The following is a 19,128-nucleotide window of genomic DNA, read 5'->3' on the forward strand; positions in this document are numbered from 1 at the left end:
TCACGATGTGATAAAAAGAGGGTATTTTATTTTTAACTAATCAATTATATTCAGGAGGGAATTTTTATGAAATTCAAAAAATTATTAAGCTTGTTATTATGTCTAGTATTTACTTTATCTGTAGTTGGATGTTCAAAATCTAAAGACGATAAAAAAATTGTTGTTGGTGCTACTTTAGTTCCAGGTGGAGAGTTGTTAGAGGAACTAAAACCACTGATTGAAGAAAAAGGTTATACTTTAGAAGTTAAGAACTTTGACGATTACATACTTCCAAATGAAGCTTTAAATAATGGCGAAATTGATGCAAATCTATTTCAACATGAACCTTATCTAAAAGAAGCTGTTAAAGCTAAAGGTTATAAAATAATGGCAGGAACTAAACTATATGTATGCCCAGCGATACTTTACTCTTACAAAATAAAATCTGTTGATGAATTTAAAAAGGGAGATACAATTGCAATAAGCAACAATCCATCTTCTTGTTCTAAAGACCTTAGATATCTTGAAAGTATAGGACTTTTAACTTTACCTAAAGAAAATAATTTAGTTAGTCCTAAAGATATAATTGAAAATCCAAAGGGCATACAATTCAAAGAATTAGATATTGCTCAAATACCATCTTCTCTTCCAGATGTAACTGCTGCATTTATAGACACTACTTACGCAGTACCTGCTGGTCTTGATGCTAAGAAAAATGGAATCTACACAGCACCGGTAAATGATGAATATGCTAATCTTTTAGCATTTAGAAGTGAAGATAAAGATAGTGAAAAAATTAAAGTTCTACAAGAAGTTCTTACATCAGATAAAGCAAGAAACTTAATTGAAGAAAAATACAAAGGAATTGTAATTCCTGTTTTTTAGTAGAATTAGTATAATTTTAATATTATTATTGTAATCTTGTTGAATATTGACTTGTTAAGTGCTACCATTTAAGTAAATCTATGTTTGTGGAGGAAGATTACTATGGCTATAGAATTGAAAAAAGGACAAAAAATAAATCTTACAAAAAAAGAAAATACCGATTTAGGTGAGATTTTAGTTAATCTAAATTGGAATCAAAAAGTACAAAAAAAGGGCTTTTTTGGAGCTCTAAGAAATAGTAATATAGATTTAGATTTAGGTTGCTTGTTTGAAATGAAAAATGGTGTAAAAGGTGCTGTTCAAGCGTTAGGCAATTCCTTTGGCAATTTAGAACATCCTCCTTTTGCTCAACTAGATGGAGATGACCGAACAGGAAGCAATACACAAGGCGAAAATATAAGAATCAATGGTAACAAGATAAAAGAAATAAAAAGAATATTGATTTATGCTTTTATTTATGAAGGTGTGGCTAATTGGTCAGAAGCTGACGGAGTTGTAACTATTAAACAAAAACAAGATTCTGATTTAGTGGTTAAGCTTGATGAGCATAAAAATGGCTATAATATGTGTTCAATAGCATTAATAGAAAATGTAAATGATGAAACATTTAGTGTTGAAAAAGTAGTTAAATACTTTAAAGGACATAGAGAAATGGATAATGAATTTAACTGGGGCTTAAAATGGGTTGCAGGGAAAAAATAACAATGTTTAAGAGACTATAAGTAAATCTACTTATAGTCTTTATTTATGTATTCACTATCAACACTATCAATAAGTTCATCTTCTCTAAAACATAACTTTATATTATTTACACCTCACATAAAACCTTATAAGAATTTATAGTTTTCATGTAATTATTTAAATAAAATTGTATATTATGTATTGATGTTATTCTCAATATTTGTATCACTGTACATTTTAAATATTTAACAAAATTAATAAAGCACTTATATTATAAGCACTTTATTAGATTAGTATATATTAAAATATACTTTAACTATTATAAACTATAAACAGTTTCTTCATCTAATATTTTTTCAAAGTCTAATATTGGCATTGGTTTATAAAAGACAAACCCTTGAACCAAATCACACCCAATCTCTTTAAGAAACTCAACCTGTTCTTTATATTCAATACCTTCAGCAACAGTTATAATATTTAACTCTTTTATCATATGTATAATATTTTTTATTACTATCTTCTCTTTTTCTTTATTTAAACTTTCTTTAAAAAACATTGAGTCAAGCTTTAAAACATCAAATGGTAAATCCTTCAAAACACTTAGAGACGAGTATCCTTTTCCAAAATCATCCAAAGAACAAGTAAAGCCACTTTCATGTAGGTCATGTACAATTTCTAAAAGATGCTCTTGATTTTCAAAAGCAACACTTTCTGTAAATTCAATTTCTATAGTATTTTTAGGTATATTATATTTATTTTGTATACGCGAATAAGTTTCTACAAACTTAGCATTATAAAATTGAATCTTAGAAACATTAACTGAGATGGGAACAACTTGTTCATTTTCATCTAATCTCTTTCTAATCCATCTGCATACCTCTTCAAATACATATTGGTCTACTAAGCTAATAAAAAATTCCTTTTCTAATATTGGAATAAATATCGCTGGAGATATCACACATTTGTCTGGTGTCATCCAACGTACTAAAGCTTCTGCACAATCTATTTTTTGATTATGTAAATTAACTTTAGGTTGAAAATAAACAACAAATTCTCTTCTATCGAGTGCTTCATGTATTCTACTCTTAATGGTATTTTCTTCAATCATTTTTTTGCGAATATTTTCATTATAGAAAGCATACTTAGTACCAGGTTTATTCTTGACAGTCTTTTGTGCAAAATTTGCACGATTTATCAAGTCATCTATATTTAATTTTTCATTCACATCTTCAATACAACAAATTCCACTGACAATAGTAATACTATATTTATTTTTAATTTCATCTGTAATGTTAATCAACTTATCATCTACAATTTGTTGTCTTCTTAGTAAAGCTTCCTTATCTACATAACATCTTAATGCAACAAATCTATCTGCAATCTCTCTTGCAAATGTTTCATATTTTCCAATATCATCCATCATGAAATTAGAATAGCGTTTTAATATCATGTCCCCATAATCGTATCCAAATATATCATTGATATACTTAAAATTTTCAAAATCGATATAAAATATAGCAAATTTCTTGTCTTTATGTTTATAAATATACTGTTCTGCATCCAACTTAAACTTGTCTATAGTATTTGCTCCTGTAAGTTCATCTTTATATGCAATATTTTTTAAATCTACATTTAATTTTTCAAGTCTAATTAATCTTCTATTGTACTGCATAATCAATATAATCCATGCTACTATACCTACAATTGATATTATAATTATTAAAGTCATTAAGTAATCGCTTTTTTCTTTCGAATAATGTTCTATCTCAAATACTGTGTCATTTGCAATCTTAAAAAATTCTTCACTTGTTTGTAGTAACTGACTACTATCTTCTTCCATCCTTACTTTTTTAATTTCAATATTTAAATTTTCCCATTTTCTTTCTAATAAAGATAAATACTCGTTATATTTTTTACAATCAGTGACTACTAGACCATATTTTCCATGTCCTGTATTTAATTCATGTAAAATTTCATCGATATATTCTACTAGTTCATCATTTGGTTGAAAATTCATTTCTAATTTAGTTAGACGTTGACTCGCTCCACGAACAATACCAACATAATTAATCAACTTTCCATAATCTCCAATGTTGTGAATTAATTGAACAGAAATGTAACTTATAGAAATTAATAAAACAAATAAAACTAAGATAGTTATCTTTAAAAATCTCTTCATAAAATACCTCTATCCCCTATGTTTTCACGTTTATCAGATATTCTACAATTATGCTAACTAGGTTTTTATATGTTATAAATAATTAATATGATTTCTTCAATAAATTTTCTAAACATTTTTAATAACCAACTTAGTAAAATATTGTATAATCATTTTCTCAAATAACGTGTATTAAACCTTAATAAAACTCTCTTATTACTTAAAATATAGAAGATTTTATTCTACATAGTTTATTTTTGACATTGCATATTTTTGTAAATCATCATTTTTTCAAATTTTCCAATAGGTCTAGGTTTAGTTTCTGTTAACAAACTTTAGAACCTATATAAATACTATAATCATAATAGCTATTGCAAGTTTAATGTTTGTTTATTTTTATTCAAAATCTGCAATCTAAAATCTATCGTGACCTTTTTCCTTTTTTTCATTGTTATTAATCTAGGTTGTTCATTCTCCTTTGTAGGTGGTATTGAAAATATCAATGTGTTTTTTATAATCATACTTAATAAAATAATCACTCATAAGTCCATACACTTGTAAATGTTTTTCAAGTTTTGTTGTGCAAAGTATTTTTTATGTAAACTAGTTGAGAAATAAGGGTCTGTTTAATCAATTTCTACATTCTTTCTTTAGTGCATATGCTGGAGGTTTTATACGGATAAAATCAATAATTAGTAACAAAAATAGAAAAACGTTTTTTTAGAAGATTTTATTTTAATATTTAAACCACTCCTGAGAGATTATATAATAAATATATATCCATTGAATTATTAATATAATAACATAACCTTGTTCATGTATGTATTAGATTAATTGTATCAAAATAACTAATAAACCGCAAGTTCTAGCTAGTTTTCTTAAACCTTAAACATAGAATGATAAAATAAGATTCATCAAATAAGTTGTATAATAATAGGAAGTGTAAATACTTTGAAACACGAATATGGCTTGTATTATTTAATTTATGAATACTATGTATAGAGTATATTATTTGGACATTATAAAAAAGGGCAAACTCTACCATCTATTGAAACAATTTGCAAGCAATTTAGAGTTGCACCACAAACAGCTCGTACTGCTCTATCAAAAATACAAGATGCTGGCTATATTTCAATTAGAGTTAAACTAACTTCTATTATCATCTCTGAACAAGATGAAGAAATTCAAAAAAGTATTCAATTAATTACTTTTCAGCAATAAAGGAAACTGTTATAGATTTATACAAGTCTACAAAACTCGTCCACAGAAGTATTTAAATCAAAAAAAATCAGCCACTTTAAGGTGGCTGATTACATAATCATTATATAAAACACATTTGCCATAAAAAATAGACTTACTTATTAACTGCTTTTGAAGCATCATCTATCATCTTATTTAAAGATGTAAGACCACCATCATTTACATACCATGTTGGTGCATCTAAGTATATTATATTATCATTTTTATAAGCATCCATAGACTTTATTACGTCATTGTTTAGAACAGATTTAGCTGTTAAACCAGCTTTCACATCACTACCAGTAGCTATACCTCTATCTATAACAAACATAATATCTGGATTTTGTTTAGCTACATATTCAAAAGTAATATTTTGACCATGACTTGATTCCTTTATATTTTTATCTTTATTCTTAAATCCAAAACTATTATATAATATGCTAAATCTAGACTCTTCACCAAATACACTTAAATTCCCCTCATTTACCATAAGAGTTAAAGCATTTAAGTCTTTTTCTGTTACTTTTTTATTTAAAACTTCTATTTTCTTTTCAATTTTAACAAATTCTTGATTAGCCTTCTCTTCTACTCCAAATATTTTAGCTATTTTATTTATATTATTTTTGACAGATTCTAAATACTTCTTATCATCTTTACTTGTACTTATTGTTGGTGCAATCTTAGATAATTGCTCATAAAAATCTTCTTGTCTTCCATTTATTATGATTAAATCTGGATTTGTTGATTTTATACTTTCTAAATCTGGTTCTTTTAATCCACCTAAATCTGCATATTTTTCATCTTTATACTTTTCTAAAGATACTGGTAAGCTTGATTTTGGAAGTCCTACTAAACTCTCACTTACACCTAGTGCATCCATTGTATCTAGTGCTGAATAATCAAATACTACTACTTTTTTAGGCTTCAACTTTACATCTGTTTCTCCTAAGCTATGAGTTATTTTTATAGTAGCATTTGAAGCATCTAATGTTTTCTTATCACTTTTTTTACTCCCACCTAATGCAAATACTGCTACTAATCCTACTATAGCCACGGTTGCTATTATTGCTGCTTTTTTATTCATCTTAATGTCTCCCTCATTTTTTATTAATACTTGTCTTAGTTTAAATTTTGATTAGAAAATTCATAGATTTTTATCTATAGTGTTTTAAAAATAAACACATATTCTATTTCCATTTATATGCTTAATGTCAAAGTTCATTTCGTAAATATCTCCTAAAACTTTTTCATTAACTATTTCATCTGTACGACCTACCTTTTCAATTTTTCCATTTTTAAGTGCAACTATATTATCTGAATAGCATGAAGCAAAATTTATATCATGCATGACCAACACTATAGTCTTACCTAACTCATCACAAAGACTTCTAAGTACCTTCATCATTTGTACTGAATGATTCATATCCAAATTGTTAAGTGGTTCATCAAGTAATATGTACTCCGTATTTTGGGCTATTACCATTGCTATATAAGCTCTTTGTCTTTGACCTCCACTTAATTCATCCAAATATTTGTCTTGTATATCAGTTAATTTCATATACTCTATTGCTTCATTAATATATTTTTCATCCTCTTGAGTTAAATTTCCTTCACTGTATGGAAATCTTCCAAAGCCAACTAATTCTCTTATTGTGAGTTTTAAAGTTATATTATTAGATTGTTTAAGTATAGCTATTTTTTTTGCAAGTTCTTTATTGTTGTAAGAACTCAAGCTTTTTCCTTCTATCAATACTTCTCCACTATCACCTCCTATAAGTCTTGTTACTATTGATAACACAGTGCTTTTACCAGCCCCATTTGGACCTATAAAAGATGTTATTTTTCCTTTTTCTATATTAAAAGAAACATTATCTACAACATTTTTATTTTTATATTTTTTAAATATATTTTTTATTTCTATCATCTATTTGCCCCCTTTAATAATAATTGGATAAAGTAAATTCCTCCTATAAAATTTATTACTACACTTAATGTTGTATCAAATTTGAATATATGTTGTATAAAAAATTGACCTATTATTAACGTAATCATTCCTAGCAATATAGAACCTAAAATTAAATAGGTATGTTTATATGTTTTAAAAACTTCTCTAGCTATGTTGGCTAGTAAAAGACCTAAAAATGTCATAGGTCCAATAAGTGCTGTTGATACTGAAACTAAAATTGCTATTAGGATTATCATTTTTTTTACTACTTTATCAAAATCTACACCTAAATTAATTGCTTGCTCTCTACCTAATGATAGTACATCTAAATATTTTATATCATCATATATAAAAGGTATTGTTGCAATAACTATTATAAATGCAATTAACAAGACATTTGTATTTATATTATTTAGACTAGCCATTATGCTAGTTTGTAGTGCTAGAAATTCATTAGGGTCTATCATTACTTGAATAAATGTTGTTGCACTTTTAAATAGAGTTCCAAATACCATTCCTACTAGGATTAAAAAGAAAATATTATTTTCTTTTCTTTCAAACAATGCTCTATACAATAACATTGAAGCTACAATCATTATAGTAACATTAATGATAAAATTATAATTTTCATTTGTAATGAGATTACTGGTTGCTCCAAATATAAATACTATTATAGTTTGAATCATTACATATAAGGAATCTAACCCTAGCACACTTGGTGTTAATATCTGATTGTTAGTAATTGTTTGAAATACTACTGTAGTAAATGCTATACATCCTCCTCCAAGTATCATTGCAAGTATTTTTGGTATTCTTTGTGATAATGCATAATCTAGATTATTCATATCTATTCCATAGGTTAAAAAAAGTACCATTGATATCAAGAGTAATGCAGTCACTAAGTAAATTTTTTTATTAAGACTAAGCTTCATTTATATTCCTCCTTAGTATTAAGTAAAGGAATAGTATACTTCCTATAACACCAACTGTAAGCCCTATAGATATTTCATATGGATAAATGATAAGCCTTCCAAAAATATCACATATAAGTACAAATAGTGCCCCAAATAATCCCGTATGCCATATACTATCTCTTATATTGTCACCCATATACAGAGATACAATATTAGGAACTATTAGACCTATAAAAGGTATATTACCAGCAGTAACAACTACACATACTGTAACAAGAGCTACTATTATTAAACCTATATTAACGACTTTTTTATAACTTAGACCTAGGTTAGTTGCAAAATCCATCCCCATCCCAACAACAGTAAATCTATTTGCATAAATATATGCTACTATTATGAGAGGTATTGTTATGTATAATATTTCATAATTTCCTTTAAGTATCATAGAAAAGTCACCTTGCATCCAAGAACTTACATTTTGACTCAAATCATATTTATATGAAATAAAATCAGTCATAGAACCTATTATATTTCCAAACATTATACCTACTAATGGCACGAATATTATACTTTTAAACTGTAACTTCCTTATTATTTTCATGAACATAAATGTTCCTATAAGAGAAAATATAAATGCTATTATGGTCTTCGTGAAAATCGATGCACTTGGTATTAAAAGCATACAAATTACTATACCAAATTGAGCCGCATCTATTGTTGCTCCTGTAGTAGGCGATACAAATTTATTTTTACTTATCTGTTGCATTATAAGGCCTGCTATACTCATTCCTATACCTGCAATTAATATACTTATTAATCTTGGTATTCTACTCATGACAAATATCATAAGTTTATGCTGATTTTTTGCAAATATATGCATTATGTTTATATCTTCTGCTCCTATAAATAAGGAAAAATAAGATAAAATTATTATTCCTATAATTAAATATCTCTTTTTCATTCTCCCTCCTTAATTTTTTTACTAAAAATGATAATTATTATCATTTCTTTTTACATTTTATCAATAATAATTATCATTGTCAATATGTATATATATTTGTTTTTTTATATAAAAAATGTTACTAGAATTAAAAATTCTAGTAACATTTAAATTTAATCTAACCCATATCTCATATATAAATCTATATATATGAATGCTTCTTATTAAATATAGTATTTTCTACACCTAATTTAATTACTATCTTACTTTAGTATCTCTTTAAACACTCTATAAAAGTTTCCACTAGATATTAGATTTATATCACTTTTTTTATATCCTCTTTTTTCAAGCTCTACTATTATATTCTTAGCTTCATATGTACTTTTAAGCCCATCTACACTTGGATTTTTGGAATTTTCTTCAGTAAAAGAACCTATAGTCTCTTCTCCTAGATAATCGCTAAAATCAAAACCAAAAGATACATGCTCTATACCTATAAGATTCACCATATAATCTATATGGTCAACTAAATGTATTAAATCTTGCTTCTTAGGATTAATATTGGTAAATGCTCTAAAGCTATTTATTCCCACTAATCCACCTGTTTTTGAAATTTCTTTTAATTGATTATCTGTAAGATTTCTTTTTACATCACATAGATTCTTAACATTAGAATGAGATGCTATAACTGGTTTACTTACAACTGACATCAAATCCCAAAATGATTTTTCATTTAGATGTGATACATCTATTAGCATACCTAATTGTTCTAACTTATCTACTGCTTTTTTTCCTATTGCAGTTAAGCCTCTATTTTCATCTCCTAAACACCCTGTAGCAAGTTCATTCTGCTCATTCCAAGTTAATGATGCATGTCTAGCTCCAACTTCTTTATAATAATATTCGATTAAGTCTAAATTTTTTCCAACATGGCTTAAACCTTCAAGACCAATTAAAATATTTATTTTATTCTCATTTAGACCTTTATTTATATCAGAATATTTTTTTACTATGTTTACAATATCCTTCATATCTTCAATTTCTTCTTTTACACATTCTATTATCTGCTTAACTCTCTTTTCAGGCTTTTTATCATATGGTGGGTCTATCCATATTACAAAAATAGCCCCTTCAATATTTGCTTTTTTAAAATTTTCAAGATGGATTCTTCTAAATACATCTTTCTCTCCATTAATTCTTCTTATCGTTACATCTGACCAAGTATCTGAATGTCCATCAAAAATCATGACAACCTCCAATTAAATAAAATCTTTTTCAAACGTTTGTTTTTCACTCTTTACAAAACTTATATTAAAATATTTCCTACCAAAAGACCAAAATAATTACCAACTATATAACCAAATGTTCCAACTATAAGTATTGGCCCTACTAACTTAGACCACCCTTTTGATATTGCCATAGCTGCTGCTGTTGTAGGTCCACCAATATTTGCATTAGATGCAAGAATAGCTTCTTCCAAGCTAAACTTAAATATTTTGGCAACTGTAAATGTAACTAGCATGTTTATAAGTACCATTATTCCACAATATAAAAGTAATAATGGTGATTTTTGAATTATTAATGGGATTGAAGCAGGAACACCTACTACGACAAAGAAAATGTAGATTAAAAATGTACCCAGCTCTTGCGCTCCTTTTATATCACTAAAGAAATTAGGCATAAAGGTAGCAAACATCATAGTTAAAGTAGTTATTATTAGATATTGATTGCCAAATAAAGTATTTAACATTGCTAAAAATGGATTTGATGTTGGTATTATAGCTTTAAACCAACCTGACAATTCTACTGATACTGCAACTATTATAAAAGCACTACCAATGGCTATTGCTATATCTTTTAAAGATATTTCTTTTCTTCCCCAATAATTTGCTGCTATTGTTTCGCCTTCATTTACACCTATGCTTTCCATCTCATCTACATGTGGATGTTTAAAATGTTTTCTAAAAAATCCAATAGATGGGATAGCTATTAAAACAAAGAAATATAATGCCATCAAAAGATTATCTGCTACAACAGTTGCTGATACCAATTCTCCAGGTGCATCAAATGCTCCTGACATAGCTGCAAAGTTTACATTTCCACCTATATAAGAACCTGTCATCATGGCTGCAACAATATTTAAATCTGGTACTGCATTTTTTAATGCCAAGAATCCAATCATAGCTCCAAGTACAGTTCCTATAGAACCTACAAGAAATATTACAAGTAATCTTCCACTCTCTTTCCATATCTTTTTGATATTACATTGATATAACAACAAAGCTATGGCTAAAGGGACAACATAACCCCAGACTTGGTCATATACAACAGACTCTACTGGTATAATATTTAGATTTGATAATAACATTGCTCCTACAAGAGCTATTATTGCTCCTGATATTTTTGATGCCCAACTATACTTTTGCTCTAAATAAATACTAAATGCTGCCCATCCAGTTACAATTGCCCACAATACCCAAATATTATCAGGACTTACAAAACTCTTCATCTCAACCGCCTCCATTTCATTAAATTAAAATATCAGTATTAATATTCAATATATTGAATATTAATACTATTATAATTCATCTTTTCAGAAAATTCAATATAACGATGTAAATACATGCATTATATAACTTTTATTTTATTTTATTAATTTTGAAAACTATATATGTTATAATCATGTTTGAGGGGGTTTTTATCTAATGGACATAGATGTTGGAAGCAAAATTAGAGCTCTTAGAAAATCTAAAAATATAAGTATAGCTACCTTAGCAAAAGAGTCTGGTTTAAGTACAGGTTTAATAAGTCAAATTGAACGTAATATGGTTGTTCCATCAATTATAGCAATGTGGAAAATATCAAAAACGCTTGATGTAAACATAGGTTATTTTTTTGATGATATTGGGAAGGATAATTCTAATATAGTAGTAAAGAAAAACAATCGAAAGAAAATAGTAACTAACGATTCTACAAAATTTTACGAGCTTCTTGTTCCTAATTTAATTGGAAAAAAAATAGAATTTATACTTGTTACATTAAATGGACATACAAAAAAAAGTAATGAATTTGTTACACATGAAGGAGAGGAATGCGGATACATAATAAAAGGAAAAATGAAAATAACACTTGGTAATAAAGAGTATATATTAGAGGAGGGTGACAGTTTTTATTTTAACAGCACTATACCACATATATATGAAAACTGTGATGATGATGAATGTATTTCCGTCTGGGCAATGACTCCACCTTCATTTTAATATATGCAGCTCTTGTTTAAATATAAATTAATAAAAATCTGAAATAAATTAGTATGATAAATTTTATCCTAATTTATTTCAGACTTTTCTAGTTTATTGGTTATATATTGAGTAGACAACTTTCATCTAAAATTTCAGATAATATTTCCTCAGTTCCACTCATTCCATCAAATTTACTTGATATAAATGTGTTTTTTATTTCATTTTTATTTATATCACCATGCTTCAATACATAAGCTTTATTTGAAATATCGAGCATCCCATAATCCATAATAGAATCCCCAATTGCATAAAAACTTTCTATTCCTAATTCTTTGGTTAAATATTCTATGGCATTTTCTTTTGAGATTTCTTTTGGTATAAAATAAATTTTTCTACCACTCACATACAATCTCCAATTTTTTGATTCTAATATATTTATATACTCCCTAATTGAATCTAAATTAAATTTTTTAAAATCTACAACTATATAAAAAAATGTATCCTCTGCAACTTTAAAATTAGTTATTCCTTCTACATTCAAATAAATTTTAAATTTATCTACCATGCTTTCAATAGGCTCATAGTCAGATTTTAATTTGTCTATCTTTTCACTCCATGATTTCAATATTTCATTATCTTTAAGTATAACTCCTCCATTTGAAGTTATACTCCATGGAAAGTAAATACCATATTTATTAAATTCTATACGCTTAAACTGCTCTATTGTTCTAGTAGTAGTTGGTACAAACATACCATAGTACTGTATTTGTTTTATTAAATTTATAGTATTTAAAGATATATAAGAGATTTCTTTCTCTTTATAGATTTCTATATTGTTGTATCTCTTATTAGTATTTAAAAATTTATCAGAGTAAATAATACTCCTGTCTAAGTCTGAAAAAACAATCATTCAGCATTCTCCTGTCAAATATATTTTCTAAACATCTTTCATATTCTTTATTATGCCACAACACTTGTAAGCTTTTAAATCTATTTTCTCAACTTCAACATTTTTTTCTTTTGCCAAAATAAATATATGCTCTAAAGATTTATCATTTAAGTCTTTAACAAGTATCTTATATGGAACTCTCCTAAGTAAAACTCTTGTTGTTTCTCCTACCCCTGGCTTGATAAAGTTGATATCTTTTATATCGTACTTTTTCTTTATATTTAAAACATCAAAATAACCATCTTTAGTTATAATATCACTTTTCCATTTTTCAACTTCATCAGATATATTTTCAAATTGGTTTTTGAAACATGCTTCTATAGTTTCTATATAATTTATAGACTCATCTTTATCCTTTAAATGGCTATAAAACTTAGCACCATGAAAATCATCCTTACCAATCAAATCTTCTCTTAGCACAGTTCTACTCACTAATCCAGAAACAGTTGAGTTTAAACATGCACTTGGTATTAAAAAGTCTTCTCTAATTCCATAAAGTCCAGAATATCCAGCAGGGTCAGCTAATACAGCAAGTGTTGAATCAAAATTCTTTTTAAATTTAATTTTAAGCTCATCACATGCTTTTTCTAGCTCCCTTGATATTGTTCCCTTGCCAGTCCATCCATCTAAAAATTGTATGTTTGAATCTGGATGACTATTTATTATATATTCAACTGCATTCATATCTATTCCTTTATCTCTTATTATAGATATTGTATAGTGAGGTAAATTTAAACTATACTTATTTTTTAGATATCTTTTTGCCAAAATACCAATTGGTGTTCCTGCTCTAGCAAGTGAAACTAGTACAACATCATTTCCATTTTTTTTAATTATCTTTTCACACATAACACCTATAGAAAATGCAAGTTTATTCTTATTTTCTTCTAGTTTATCATGATATAATTTCAGATAATCTTCGCTAACCTCATACTCTATTGGTATCATTTCCGAATAATGTCTACCATTTTGTATTTTTAACTCTCTCTCTTTGTTTCCTTCTTCTTCAATTAAATTTGATATATCTTTTAATAAAAAGATAACATCATCTTTAGAATATGTGCTAAATTCTCTCATATGACTCAACTCCTATCTTAAAACTGTGATATATTTTATCGCAATAAAACATTTTAGCTACAACATACTATAGTCAATTTTTTTATACTTGTATTTTTAATTATATCAATAAATTCCAGATAAGAATTCTCACTTTTATCTAACTCAACAAATAAATAACACTCAGAAAAATTATGTCTGTCTATGTTGTAAATGTAATTTTGAACATCTAAATTATAAAAACTCTTTAATTTAAATTTACTTCTAATAGGATAATTATTTTTATCAATATTAATTATTGGACTTCTAGTTGTTGAATGATAGTATATATCACATTGATTTTCTTTTTCTTTTGCAAATAACATAGGTATATACATAAATTCTTCAGTGCCTAAAAATAGAACCTTTTCTGCTTTCTTTTTTAAAGATTCTTTACTTTCTATAACTATTTTTTTACTTTCTCTTTTTATAATTTCTTTTAATTTAATTTGTTCTCTTTTGTTAATTCCAAACCTACCTGTATATCTTATATATTTTTTATTTCCAATATAATCTTCTAAATCAACATTGATATGATTTACTATTAAATTTATTTTATCATCCTTCATAATACTCAATTTACTAATATTGCAATTATCATTGTAATTTGCAACAATATCTTCACTTATATCAAAATTAAAGTCTCCTTTAAATAAATACACAAATTCTATTTTACATCCAAGTTCTATTTCTAGACTACTAATTCTTCTTAAATTTTCATCACTTACCCAATTAAGTATAGAACATATAGTATATATTTTTTTAGGATAGATACTTTGAATCTTTCTGATTATATTCATACATGTATTAGCTGTAGTAATTTCATCATCTACCAAAATTACTTCATCGCCAAATTTAAAGTTGTCTAGCATTTCAAAATATAAATTTTGGTCTGTTGCATGAGAATGTTCTTCTAAAAAGTCTAAATTTTCTAGCTCATCAAATTGCTCTCTAGTGGTATGAATAAATTCATAATTTCCAGATAAGTAATCAAAAAAGCTATGCCCAACGGCTGTCCCAGTTTCTGCAAAAGCTATTACAGTTCCATTTGATGCCACCTTATTTTTTTTATTATAAATCGTAGCCATTAGTTTTCCTAAATTATCCATTTCACTTGGCTTACAAGCTAAATGTTTTCCAAGTTTTTTTGATATAAATAAAAAACGTCTTTTGCTGTTATTTCTTATTCCTATATCTAAAAAATCATTTAAATCTAAGTTCAATGGATTATCAACAATGTCAATCTCACAATTAAAATTTAAGCAATTCTTCATAGTCTACTCCTTTATTTAATACACCATATATTTTAGATAAAATCAATGTTTTTTTAGCCCATAAAAAATGAGGATTAGTTTCATTCATTCTCTCACCTAATATGCCTTTACTCACACCATATTTACTATTTGTACTATCAAGTATCTCCAAAGCATCAGTAAAATCTTCATATGATACTGCAGACAAAGCTTGTACAATTTGAATTTGCATTGGATGAATTACTGTCTTTCCAACTAATCCATGAAATTTATCCAATAGTATTTCTTCTATATACTTATTTCTTATCTCTTCATTTGTCATATCAAAAAATTCCGATACACCTCCACTTATTGGTATATCTATCTCTGGTCTTTGAAGATATGTAATTATATCTAATATAAAAGAAGAACAAATTAAATTATTATATATAGAAAAATTTTTATTTCTTCTTATACCATACATACCTAATATGTCAGTTAGACCTATTCTAATACTGAGTATTCTTGATTTATATCTTAAAATAGTATTATATAAACTACTGAAGCTTAATTCTTTGTTTTCTTTATATATGAATTCTCTTGTTTCTATTATTGGAATAACATACATATTTTGAAGACCTATAGAATTCAAAACTTCTATACAGTTTTCAATTAACTCAGAATTTGCTTTAGGAATCAATATTCCTGTTATTGTATTATTGTTTTTAATTATAATATCTTTAATTCTTAGCAATTGCTCTACATCTTTTATTCTCACAAAAATTAATGGTATACCATCTTTATTAGTTATATTTTCATTGCTAATATTTTTCAAAATCAATTTAAGATTTTCTATAGCCTCAGATTCTCCATTTGCCCCAACAGCATCTTCTAAACAAATAGCTAATGGTCTAACTCCCTTAACATCACCTATAATACTTTTATAAATCATGTTATATTGAGTCGCTGGAACGTATAAAAAAGCACCTAGTGCATATTTCAGTACATCTTTTTCAGTATTGGCATTAAAGTCTTCTGGCACTTTCAAAAAAATTTTCTCTAAATACTCTTTGCAGATATAATCGAAATATTTCAATGTGTGGCCTCCTCATATACATAGAAAGGGCCAACTTTATCAAAATTAGCCCTTAATATACTACTTATTATAAATTATAGCTGTATTTAATTCTTCTAATCTCTTTGTATTATCCTTAATTGTAACTCTATTATTTTCTTCTATTCTCATAGTTTCATCTATACCAGATTTAATTGTATTGTACATTTTTTCTAATGTCTCTATTTGCACAGAGCTTGTTCCAGCCATCCTAGCTATTTGTGCACTTTGAGAACTTACATTTTGTGCATTTCTAAGCAGTAATTCATTAGTTTTATCATCAAGAGCTTTTAAAGACTTTGCTTGTAATTCTTGCTTTTTAAGTAATATAGCTTGAGATAAACATTGTTTAAATACTGGTAGAGTTACAACAAAGGCACTATTGATTTTTCTAATTAAACCATAGTTATTATGTTGCATACCTCTCAGCATAGGTATAGTCTGAATAGCTATATTTTCTGCTATCCTTAAATCATAGACTCTTTGATTTAACATATCATAGACTTTTAATAGTTCTTGATAGTTGACAATATCCATTTGGTCTCCACTAGTCTCTGATTTTTGTTTGAAATATGGTAGTATTTCATTATCCATTTCTTCTACTGCCATTTCTCCAGCAACAATATATTTTTGAAGTTCATTATAAAAGTCAAAATTTTCATTTAGCATAGCACCAATTTGCTTGTTAGAAAGAGCTATATCTCTTTCATATTGTTCAAGTTCAATTTGAATCTTTTCAACTTCTCCTCCCAGTGTTTCATACTTTTGAAACATCATTTCAATAGCATTATTAGCTTTTTTGAAAAGTTTTTGAACAAAATTTGGTTCCTTAGTTTCTTGAAAATCATCTAAATCAAACTTATCCATTATTTTAGTTAAGTGAACAAGCATCTTAGAATTTTCTTCATTTCTATTTAATTTTATTGTGTTTAATAGGCTATCAGAAACTCTAGCTACTCCTTCAGATGCTTTTCTACCAAATTGTAAAATTGTATCTGGATTTTCTACTTCTATAAGAGAAGTTAAAGCCTCCACCTCTTTAGACTTTCTAAGTTCATTTTTTTTATTATTTGTATATTCCATTATATCAAAATTTTCTTCTTGTATAGTCGTAGGTAAATTTTCAACAGTCTCTACAGAATTATTATCTTTTGAAAAATTATTTATATTTATCCCCATTTAAAATCGTCTCCTCTTGCCAAAAATTTTTTTAAGTAAAGGTATTCCATCTTCAAGTAAGTTCAATTTAAGGTCATATACCATTTTATCCAATCTGTGTATATCAATCAATTGGTTATTTATAACATTTTCTATATTATTTTCTCCGCCTGGAGATAATATAATAATATCAAATCCAATTTTACTAAGTAAAAGCATTAGGAATACAACTTCTTTATCAAACACAATGCTCTTATACATATATATAACCAACTTTGGATTTATGAGAGAGTAATCGAAATTATTCATCATATGAACAAGCTTTTTATCCATATGAAGTACTGTGAATAAGCCTTTTATTTTATCCTCTCCACTTAGTCCATTTAAAAACATGTTGCCTTCTATAAGTTCTTCCACTTTTTCTAAAATCATAATTTGTTGATTTAATGCTAATGTTGAAATAGAATATTCTTTATTATTTAAAACAGAATTTTTATCTATAATACCTTTTGAATTTAATACAAATGATAGGCTAAAAGCTTCTCTTGTAAATTCTTTTGAAAATCTATCTATCTCTCCATTAAATTCAATAAATGTTGAACTTTCTGAATCTCTTAATAAATCTAAAAACTTAATGTATTCATTTTTATCATTATATATTCCATTGATTTTAGAAAAGAAAACTGGAGTTTCTACTATAATATCATTAAACTTAAATCCTGGTCTCAATTTTAATGGCTGATTCCAATATATTGATATTTCATCAATAGTTGAACTTAAAAGCAAGCTTTTTATTTTTCTATCTTGAAGTTGCCAGGGTTTTATAAATCCAGCATCATTTAACAATTCTTCACTTATTCTTTTTGATGCTTCTGCTCCAACAGTAAAAGCTTTTTTTACAGAGCCTTTATCTATCTTTTCACCTGAAACAACTCTATCTTCAAAAGAAACATTTTCTTCTATTATATTAGCCTCTTCTAATTCTATCTTATATTTCTCTAAATTTAAGATACTTATATTACTCTTTGAGTTTGGATTAAGGTATAATATATCAAATCCTGCTAAGTACAATATTAAAAGTAGATAGACTTCATGCTTTTTTATGTCTCCATAAAATATTATTTTTGGAGCATCATTTTTATTTATATCTAAGGCACCAATATAAGTCTTTATCCATGCCATTATTTTCACTATAAAATTTTGTTTAACTCTATCATTAGTAAAATCTTTTTCTTCCTCTTTTAATACTTTATCTATTGCTTGCTTTATTTTATAATCTATTTCTTCAAACCCTAAAATACTTATGTCTACATCTTCTGTACTGTTTTTATAATTTTTAAGCCCATTTTTAAAATAATTAATAATGTCAAAATCACTAGGATTTGCTATAGCATCAGTAAATAAGGCAATATCTTTTCTACTATCAATATTTTGCTTCGCCTTAAATATTTCAAGATTATACAAAATCTCATCTTCTAAACCAATATATGAAATAAAATAACTTAGATATCCCTTTGAAGGAGTGTAATTTCCTCTATCTGATTGGCTGGAGAATATTTTTTCAAATACCTTTGAGTCACCCATAATTATCCTCCCA

17 protein-coding genes are annotated in these 19,128 nt (G+C 26.8%); 4 read left to right on the forward strand and 13 right to left on the reverse strand.

Going from position 1 to position 19,128, the window contains the following annotated elements; all coding sequences use genetic code 11:
* Positions 1–66: 66 nt before the first annotated feature.
* Both JJC01_12290 and JJC01_12295 read left to right on the forward strand, forming a co-directional pair.
* Positions 67–864, forward strand: coding sequence for a methionine-binding protein (locus JJC01_12290; GenBank protein ID UDN56955.1), 798 nt, complete (start codon positions 67–69; stop codon positions 862–864).
* Between the two features lie 102 nt (positions 865–966).
* A complete protein-coding gene (locus JJC01_12295) occupies positions 967–1,566 on the forward strand; it encodes a TerD family protein (GenBank protein UDN56956.1) in 600 nt (199 codons plus the stop codon).
* Positions 1,567–1,864: 298 nt separating this feature from the next.
* Here the strand turns inward: JJC01_12295 and JJC01_12300 are convergent, their stop codons facing one another.
* Positions 1,865–3,724: an EAL domain-containing protein gene (locus JJC01_12300; GenBank protein ID UDN56957.1), complete on the reverse strand. Its 1,860-nt coding sequence runs from the start codon at positions 3,722–3,724 to the stop codon at positions 1,865–1,867.
* 984 nt (positions 3,725–4,708) lie between these two features.
* On the opposite strand from JJC01_12300, the gene JJC01_12305 reads away from it, so the two are divergent.
* Entirely contained in the window at positions 4,709–4,924 is a 216-nt protein-coding gene (locus JJC01_12305) for a GntR family transcriptional regulator (GenBank protein ID UDN60174.1), read from the forward strand.
* Positions 4,925–5,057: 133 nt separating this feature from the next.
* Here JJC01_12305 and JJC01_12310 read toward each other — a convergent pair whose 3' ends face one another.
* From JJC01_12310 to JJC01_12335, 6 genes are all read right to left on the reverse strand, one after another.
* Positions 5,058–6,026 carry an ABC transporter substrate-binding protein gene (locus JJC01_12310; protein UDN56958.1) on the reverse strand — a complete coding sequence of 323 codons (969 nt, stop codon included), beginning with the start codon at positions 6,024–6,026 and terminating at the stop codon, positions 5,058–5,060.
* A gap of 84 nt (positions 6,027–6,110) precedes the next feature.
* Positions 6,111–6,866, reverse strand: coding sequence for an ATP-binding cassette domain-containing protein (locus JJC01_12315; GenBank protein ID UDN56959.1), 756 nt, complete (start codon positions 6,864–6,866; stop codon positions 6,111–6,113).
* Positions 6,863–7,819, reverse strand: a complete 957-nt coding sequence (locus JJC01_12320) for an iron chelate uptake ABC transporter family permease subunit (protein ID UDN56960.1) — start codon at positions 7,817–7,819, stop codon at positions 6,863–6,865. The genes JJC01_12315 and JJC01_12320 overlap by 4 nt, the downstream gene beginning before the upstream one ends.
* Entirely contained in the window at positions 7,809–8,762 is a 954-nt protein-coding gene (locus JJC01_12325) for an iron chelate uptake ABC transporter family permease subunit (GenBank protein ID UDN56961.1), read from the reverse strand. Before JJC01_12325 ends, JJC01_12320 begins: the two co-directional genes overlap by 11 nt.
* A gap of 242 nt (positions 8,763–9,004) precedes the next feature.
* On the reverse strand, positions 9,005–9,988 hold the full coding sequence (locus JJC01_12330; GenBank protein UDN56962.1) for a membrane dipeptidase: 984 nt from the start codon (positions 9,986–9,988) through the stop codon (positions 9,005–9,007).
* A gap of 59 nt (positions 9,989–10,047) precedes the next feature.
* Complete coding sequence (locus tag JJC01_12335) at positions 10,048–11,250, reverse strand: DUF819 domain-containing protein (protein UDN56963.1); 1,203 nt, start codon at positions 11,248–11,250, stop codon at positions 10,048–10,050.
* Between the two features lie 196 nt (positions 11,251–11,446).
* Here JJC01_12335 and JJC01_12340 point away from each other — a divergent pair, with 196 nt between their 5' ends.
* Entirely contained in the window at positions 11,447–12,001 is a 555-nt protein-coding gene (locus JJC01_12340; GenBank protein ID UDN56964.1) for a cupin domain-containing protein, read from the forward strand.
* A 100-nt stretch (positions 12,002–12,101) separates the two neighbouring features.
* On the opposite strand, the gene JJC01_12345 is transcribed toward JJC01_12340, so the two are convergent.
* Genes JJC01_12345 through JJC01_12370 form a run of 6 tightly spaced genes read right to left on the reverse strand, consistent with a single transcriptional unit; the run spans position 12,102 to position 19,115 of the window.
* Positions 12,102–12,893 carry an HAD hydrolase family protein gene (locus tag JJC01_12345; GenBank protein UDN56965.1) on the reverse strand — a complete coding sequence of 264 codons (792 nt, stop codon included), beginning with the start codon at positions 12,891–12,893 and terminating at the stop codon, positions 12,102–12,104.
* A gap of 27 nt (positions 12,894–12,920) precedes the next feature.
* Positions 12,921–14,009: a cysteine protease StiP family protein gene (locus JJC01_12350; GenBank protein ID UDN56966.1), complete on the reverse strand. Its 1,089-nt coding sequence runs from the start codon at positions 14,007–14,009 to the stop codon at positions 12,921–12,923.
* Positions 14,010–14,062: 53 nt separating this feature from the next.
* Positions 14,063–15,301 carry a phosphoribosyltransferase family protein gene (locus tag JJC01_12355; GenBank protein ID UDN56967.1) on the reverse strand — a complete coding sequence of 413 codons (1,239 nt, stop codon included), beginning with the start codon at positions 15,299–15,301 and terminating at the stop codon, positions 14,063–14,065.
* The gene (locus tag JJC01_12360) at positions 15,279–16,355 is read right to left on the reverse strand and encodes an HpcH/HpaI aldolase/citrate lyase family protein (GenBank protein ID UDN56968.1); all 1,077 of its coding nucleotides are present in this window, start codon (positions 16,353–16,355) and stop codon (positions 15,279–15,281) included. Before JJC01_12360 ends, JJC01_12355 begins: the two co-directional genes overlap by 23 nt.
* Positions 16,356–16,415: 60 nt before the next feature.
* Positions 16,416–17,552, reverse strand: a complete 1,137-nt coding sequence (locus JJC01_12365; GenBank protein UDN56969.1) for a toxic anion resistance protein — start codon at positions 17,550–17,552, stop codon at positions 16,416–16,418.
* Positions 17,553–19,115 carry a hypothetical protein gene (locus JJC01_12370; GenBank protein UDN56970.1) on the reverse strand — a complete coding sequence of 521 codons (1,563 nt, stop codon included), beginning with the start codon at positions 19,113–19,115 and terminating at the stop codon, positions 17,553–17,555.
* Positions 19,116–19,128 lie beyond the last annotated feature (13 nt).

It is taken from the genome of Clostridioides sp. ES-S-0010-02 (assembly GCA_020641055.1).
In the GTDB taxonomy this organism is placed as follows: domain Bacteria; phylum Bacillota; class Clostridia; order Peptostreptococcales; family Peptostreptococcaceae; genus Clostridioides.

Bases quoted from the DNA above. Each gene is read 5' to 3' on its own strand.
- JJC01_12370 (UDN56970.1), bottom strand. From the start codon at position 19,115: ATGGGTGACTCAAAGGTATTTGAAAAAATATTCTCCAGCCAATCAGAT.
- JJC01_12320 (UDN56960.1), bottom strand. From the start codon at position 7,819: ATGAAGCTTAGTCTTAATAAAAAAATTTACTTAGTGACTGCATTACTC.
- JJC01_12295 (UDN56956.1), top strand. From the start codon at position 967: ATGGCTATAGAATTGAAAAAAGGACAAAAAATAAATCTTACAAAAAAA.
- JJC01_12300 (UDN56957.1), bottom strand. From the start codon at position 3,724: ATGAAGAGATTTTTAAAGATAACTATCTTAGTTTTATTTGTTTTATTA.
- JJC01_12315 (UDN56959.1), bottom strand. From the start codon at position 6,866: ATGATAGAAATAAAAAATATATTTAAAAAATATAAAAATAAAAATGTT.
- JJC01_12345 (UDN56965.1), bottom strand. From the start codon at position 12,893: ATGATTGTTTTTTCAGACTTAGACAGGAGTATTATTTACTCTGATAAA.
- JJC01_12325 (UDN56961.1), bottom strand. From the start codon at position 8,762: ATGAAAAAGAGATATTTAATTATAGGAATAATAATTTTATCTTATTTT.
- JJC01_12335 (UDN56963.1), bottom strand. From the start codon at position 11,250: ATGAAGAGTTTTGTAAGTCCTGATAATATTTGGGTATTGTGGGCAATT.
- JJC01_12290 (UDN56955.1), top strand. From the start codon at position 67: ATGAAATTCAAAAAATTATTAAGCTTGTTATTATGTCTAGTATTTACT.
- JJC01_12350 (UDN56966.1), bottom strand. From the start codon at position 14,009: ATGAGAGAATTTAGCACATATTCTAAAGATGATGTTATCTTTTTATTA.
- JJC01_12365 (UDN56969.1), bottom strand. From the start codon at position 17,552: ATGGGGATAAATATAAATAATTTTTCAAAAGATAATAATTCTGTAGAG.
- JJC01_12340 (UDN56964.1), top strand. From the start codon at position 11,447: ATGGACATAGATGTTGGAAGCAAAATTAGAGCTCTTAGAAAATCTAAA.
- JJC01_12310 (UDN56958.1), bottom strand. From the start codon at position 6,026: ATGAATAAAAAAGCAGCAATAATAGCAACCGTGGCTATAGTAGGATTA.
- JJC01_12355 (UDN56967.1), bottom strand. From the start codon at position 15,301: ATGAAGAATTGCTTAAATTTTAATTGTGAGATTGACATTGTTGATAAT.
- JJC01_12330 (UDN56962.1), bottom strand. From the start codon at position 9,988: ATGATTTTTGATGGACATTCAGATACTTGGTCAGATGTAACGATAAGA.